The 4,411-nt window shown below is 72.5% G+C and carries 4 protein-coding genes; 3 read left to right on the top strand and 1 reads right to left on the bottom strand.

Annotated features, from left to right (window positions below; translation table 11 throughout):
- The first annotated feature begins 159 nt into the window (after positions 1–159).
- The gene (locus ACIQOV_RS29345; RefSeq protein ID WP_401053583.1) at positions 160–765 is read left to right on the top strand and encodes a hypothetical protein; all 606 of its coding nucleotides are present in this window, start codon (positions 160–162) and stop codon (positions 763–765) included.
- Positions 766–881: 116 nt separating this feature from the next.
- On the opposite strand, the gene ACIQOV_RS29340 is transcribed toward ACIQOV_RS29345, so the two are convergent.
- Positions 882–1,478, bottom strand: a complete 597-nt coding sequence (locus ACIQOV_RS29340) for a TetR/AcrR family transcriptional regulator (RefSeq protein ID WP_401053582.1) — start codon at positions 1,476–1,478, stop codon at positions 882–884.
- A gap of 133 nt (positions 1,479–1,611) precedes the next feature.
- Here ACIQOV_RS29340 and ACIQOV_RS29335 point away from each other — a divergent pair, with 133 nt between their 5' ends.
- Together ACIQOV_RS29335 and ACIQOV_RS29330 are read left to right on the top strand one after the other, a co-directional pair.
- On the top strand, positions 1,612–3,195 hold the full coding sequence (locus ACIQOV_RS29335) for an AMP-binding protein (protein ID WP_401053581.1): 1,584 nt from the start codon (positions 1,612–1,614) through the stop codon (positions 3,193–3,195).
- Between the two features lie 10 nt (positions 3,196–3,205).
- Positions 3,206–4,390 carry an acyl-CoA dehydrogenase family protein gene (locus ACIQOV_RS29330; RefSeq protein WP_401053579.1) on the top strand — a complete coding sequence of 395 codons (1,185 nt, stop codon included), beginning with the start codon at positions 3,206–3,208 and terminating at the stop codon, positions 4,388–4,390.
- Positions 4,391–4,411: the final 21 nt, after the last annotated feature.

Here is a 4,411-nt window from a genome sequence, read left to right as displayed (position 1 = left end):
CCTCCTCCCGCGGGTGTGGGTTTTTCCTGGGGGGGCCCCCCCCCCCCCGGGCGCCCCCCCCCCCCCCCCCGGCCGGGGGGGGGGGGGGGGCGGCGCCCCCCCCCCCCCGGGCCGGAGCGCGACGCCGCGCGACGGGGCTGGGGAATCGTTCCTTCCTCCTTGGCGAACCCTTGGCAATCCGGCATGGTGGTAGGCGAGTCGACCGAGCCGTCGGCTCGCGGGCGACCCTCGGGGGGAGAGGCCGTGGCTGATCCGCCGGAGCAGGATCCTGACCACGAGATCCGGAAGTGGTCGGTGCGGATCGGCCTGGCGGCATCAGCCGTCACGATCCTCACCTGGCTGGGGATCGCGGACTGGAACGATCTCAAGGCCAAGATCACCGGCACCCCGGCTTCGTCGGCGGCGCCGGCGCGACCGCCGACCTACCCTGCGCCGGTGGTCACTCGCACCGCGGTGCGCGGACCGGCGGAGGACCCGGCCTGCCAGGAGGCCGAACAGGCCATCAGCGCGTACACCTCCTCCACCGCTGCGTCAGGTGCTTCCGCGGTAGCGCGCCTGCGGGCCTACGCGGAGGGTCTCGACGTCGCCGCCTCGCATGCGGTCGACCCTCGTGTTCGCGCTGCCATCAGGGCCATGGCCGCGGACGAGCGACTCGCCGCGGCCGACCTCGACGTGGCGGACTTCGCGGCGTTCCGCAGCGACAGCGCCAGGGCCCTGTCGGACATGTCGGCCGTGTACGACGCCTGCAGTGCGTCCGCCTCGTGACCGACCGTAGGTCGCACCGGGCCGGGGGCGGCTGAAGCCCCCGCGCCGGTTGCGCGTCGCCGTGCTTGTCGTGGTCGGCAACGACCGCCGCCGGGCGGAGTCGCCGCCGGGGTCGGTCAGGACGGGCTGCCGTAGCCGCTGGCCCACAGGCGGCCGTGGACGGCGAGGTCCAGCAGCATGCGGCCGGCCTCCTCGGCCGGCATGGGTGCGGGGTCCTGTTCGAGCCACCAGTGCAGCACCGCCAGCTGCTCGCCGACCCAGGCGCGAGCCAGTAGATCGGCGGGCAGTCTCGGCGTGACGCCGCTGTGCCGCGTACGGGTGCTGAAGACCTCCCCGACCCGCCGTGCGGACTCGTCGTGGAAGGCGCGCAGGGCCTTGCCGTCGCCCTCGCCGCGCAGGATCACCAGGTACAGGCCGCGTTCCTGCCGGGCGTGACGGAAGAGTTCGGTCAGCGGCTTTCCGGTGAAGCCGGTCTGTGTCTCCTCGGCGAGCGGGTGCAGCCGTTCGTCCAGTTCCTGGAGCAGGTCCGCGGTGATGCGGGTGAGCAGGTCGTCCTTGTCGCGGTAGTGGCTGTAGAAGGTGGCCCGCGCGACGTCGGCCCGCTCGGTGATGTCCTCGACGGTCAGCCCCGCGTACCCGCGCTCCAGGGCCAGTTCGACCAGTGCGTCACGCAGCGCGCGCCTGGTCCGCCGGGTGCGCCTGTCCTCGGCCACTTCGCCTCCGTCGTCTCGCCGGGTCTGTTCGGTGATGAGTCTAGCGAACCTTGACAGCTGCTCCGTTACTGGACACGCTGTCTGGAAATGGTCGCGGAGTCCATGAGTGGCTCCTGGATTCGGATGGTGTGTCGTGAACCTCGGCGTGTACCTGACCCGCAGCGCCCGCTACTGGCCCGACGAGCCCGCCCTCGTCTGCTCCGACCGGCGCTGGACCTTCCGGCAGTTGGAGGAGGAGGCGAACCGGCTCGCCCGCGCACTGCTCGCACGCGGCCTCGGACCCGGCGACGCGGTCGCGAGCCTCGCCTGGAACCGCGGGGAGCTGATCGTCGTGGAGTTCGCCCTGTACAAGGCGGGGCTGGTGCGCGCGCCGATCAACGCGCGCCTGGGCCGCGCCGAGATCACGCACCTGCTCGGCTACGCGCCGGTCAAGGTGCTGCTCTTCGACGCCGCGCACCGCGAGGACGCGCTCGCCGCTGTGGACGCCTCCGGCACCGATTGCCTGCCGGTCGAGTTCGAGTCCGGCTTCGCCGCGCTGCTCGCCGAGAGCGAGGCAGCGGACGAGGCGGTAGGTGAGGTGGCGGGCGACGCGGCAGGCGCGGCCGGCCCGGTGTGCGTGGAGGTCGGCGAGGACGATCCGTGCGTGCTCAACTTCACCTCGGGTTCGACCGGTGCGCTCAAGGCGGCCGTGCAGACCTTCGGCAACCGCCTCGCCAACCTGCGCAAGCAGCTGACGACCGAGCCGCGCCCGCGCCCCGGCTCGCGCTACCTGGCCTGCGGGCCTATCACCCACGCCACCGGAATGCCGCTGCTGGCCTGCGTCTTCGCCGGAACCACCGTCCACGTACTGCCCGCCTGGGACCCGGCGGCGTTCCTGGCCACCGTCCAGCGCGAGCGGATCGACGCCACCTTCCTCGTGCCCGCCATGCTCACCATGCTGCTGGCCCACCCGGGGCTCGCCGACCACGACCTGTCCAGCCTGACCGACCTGCGCGTGGGCGGCGCCCCGATCTCGCCGCAGCGGCTGCGCGAGGCGGTCGCCGCGTTCGGCCCCGTCGTCGGCCAGGGATACGGCCTGGCCGAGACCACCTCCGTGGTCGCCGGCCTCACCCCGGCCGAGATCGCCCGCGCCGTGACCGACGACCCGGAACTGCTCCAGTCCTGCGGGCGGCCCGGCTACGACACCGAGGTCCGGGTCGTCGACGAGCGGGGACGCGAGGTCGCCCCGCGCGAGATCGGCGAGATCGTCGTGCGCGGCCAGGACTGCGTGCGCGAGTACTGGCGCGAACCGGCGCTCAGCGCCGAGACCTTCGTGGACGGCTGGGTGCACACCGGAGACCTGGCCTGGATGCGCGAGGACGGCTACCTGTTCATCGTGGACCGCAAGAAGGACATGATCATCTCCGGCGGCTTCAACATCTACTCGACCGAGGTCGAAGCAGCCCTCGACGAACACCCGGCCGTCCACGAGTCCTGCGTCGTCGGCGTGCCGGACGACCGCTGGGGCGAGGCGGTGCACGCCGTCGTCGTCCTGCGCACCGGCGCCCGGCCGGACGCCGAGGAACTGATCGCCTTCTGCGCCGAGCGCCTGGACCGCTTCAAGAAGCCCCGCTCGGTCGACTTCGTCACCCGGCTCCCGCACAACCGCAACGGCAAGCTCGACCGCAAGGCCGTCCGTGACACGTACTGGGCCGGCGCCGCGCGCCGGGTCAACTGAAAGGCCCCCGATGCTCTTCTCGCTGCGCCCCGACCACTCCCACGACCCGCTCCTGGACGAGCTCGTGCGCAAGCTGCGCACCTACCTGGACGGCGAACTCGCCGACTACGAGCACGAGCACGCCGTCACCCCGGAGACCCCGATCAGCCGCGCACTGCTGGAGCCGGTGTGGCGCCGCAGCCGCGAACTCGGCTTCTACGGCATCCACCTGCCGGCCGAACTCGGCGGCCGCGGCCTGACGTACACCCAGCTCGCCGCCCTGAAGGAGGAGACCGCGGCCAGCGGCCGGGTCCTGGCACACAGCGTGCTGGGCGAGATGGGCGGTCCGCTGCGGGTCGGCGACATCCTCGCCGCCGCCACCGCGCACCAGCTGGACCGCTACTTCCTGCCCGTGGTGCGCGGCGAGCGCGCCTGCTGCTTCTCCCTGACCGAGACCGACGCCGGCTCGGACGTGCGGGCCATGCGCACCACCGCCGTCCGCGAGGCCGACGGCGGCTACCGGCTGACCGGCCACAAGGTCTTCTCCAGCGCCGGACCGGTCGCCGACTTCGCCATCGTCATCGCCCGCATGGACGGCACCGAGAAGACCTACTCCGCCTTCCTCGTCGACCTCGACAGCCCGGGCTGCCAGGTCCTCGACGGAGCCACGCCGATGTCCGGCGAGCACATCGAGAGCGACATCGTGCTCACCGACTGCCGCGTCCCGGCCGCGAACCTGCTCGGTGGCGAGGGCGACGGGCTGCTGCTCGGGCTCGGCCGGGTCAACGTCAACCGACTGCTGCACTGCCCCAGCGTGCTCGGCCTGGCCCGCCGCGCCCTCGAACTGACCCTGGACCGGGCCCGCACGCGCACCGTCGGCGGGGCACCGCTCGCCGAACTGCAGTCGATCCGGCACAAGGTCGCCGACATGGCCACCTCCTACTACGCCGCCCGCGCCATGACCTACGCCGCGCTGGCAGCCCTGGACACCGGCACCGTGCCGCGGCTGGAGGCCTTCATGTGCAAGCTGAACGTCGCCGAAACCGCGTTCCGCATCCTCGACGAAGCCGTACAGATCCACGGCAAGGAAGGCCTGACCCAGGGCCACGAGGTCGAGTTCCTGTTCCGCAAGGTGCGCATGTTCCGCGTCCTGACCGGCACCTCGGAGATCCAGAAGAACGGCATCGCCAGGCTCCTGCTGCCCAAGACCGGGTGAGCGGAGGGGAGCCGGACCACC

It is taken from the genome of Kitasatospora sp. NPDC091257, from assembly GCF_044757675.1.
GTDB lineage: Bacteria > Actinomycetota > Actinomycetes > Streptomycetales > Streptomycetaceae > Kitasatospora > Kitasatospora lactacystinica.
Note: the sequence above shows the minus strand (reverse complement) of the source record. Positions and strands in the feature narration are given on the sequence as shown.

What these genes read in the sequence shown, in the direction of transcription:
- ACIQOV_RS29330 (WP_401053579.1), top strand. Translation starts at nt 3,206, where the DNA reads ATGCTCTTCTCGCTGCGCCCCGACCACTCCCACGACCCGCTCCTGGAC.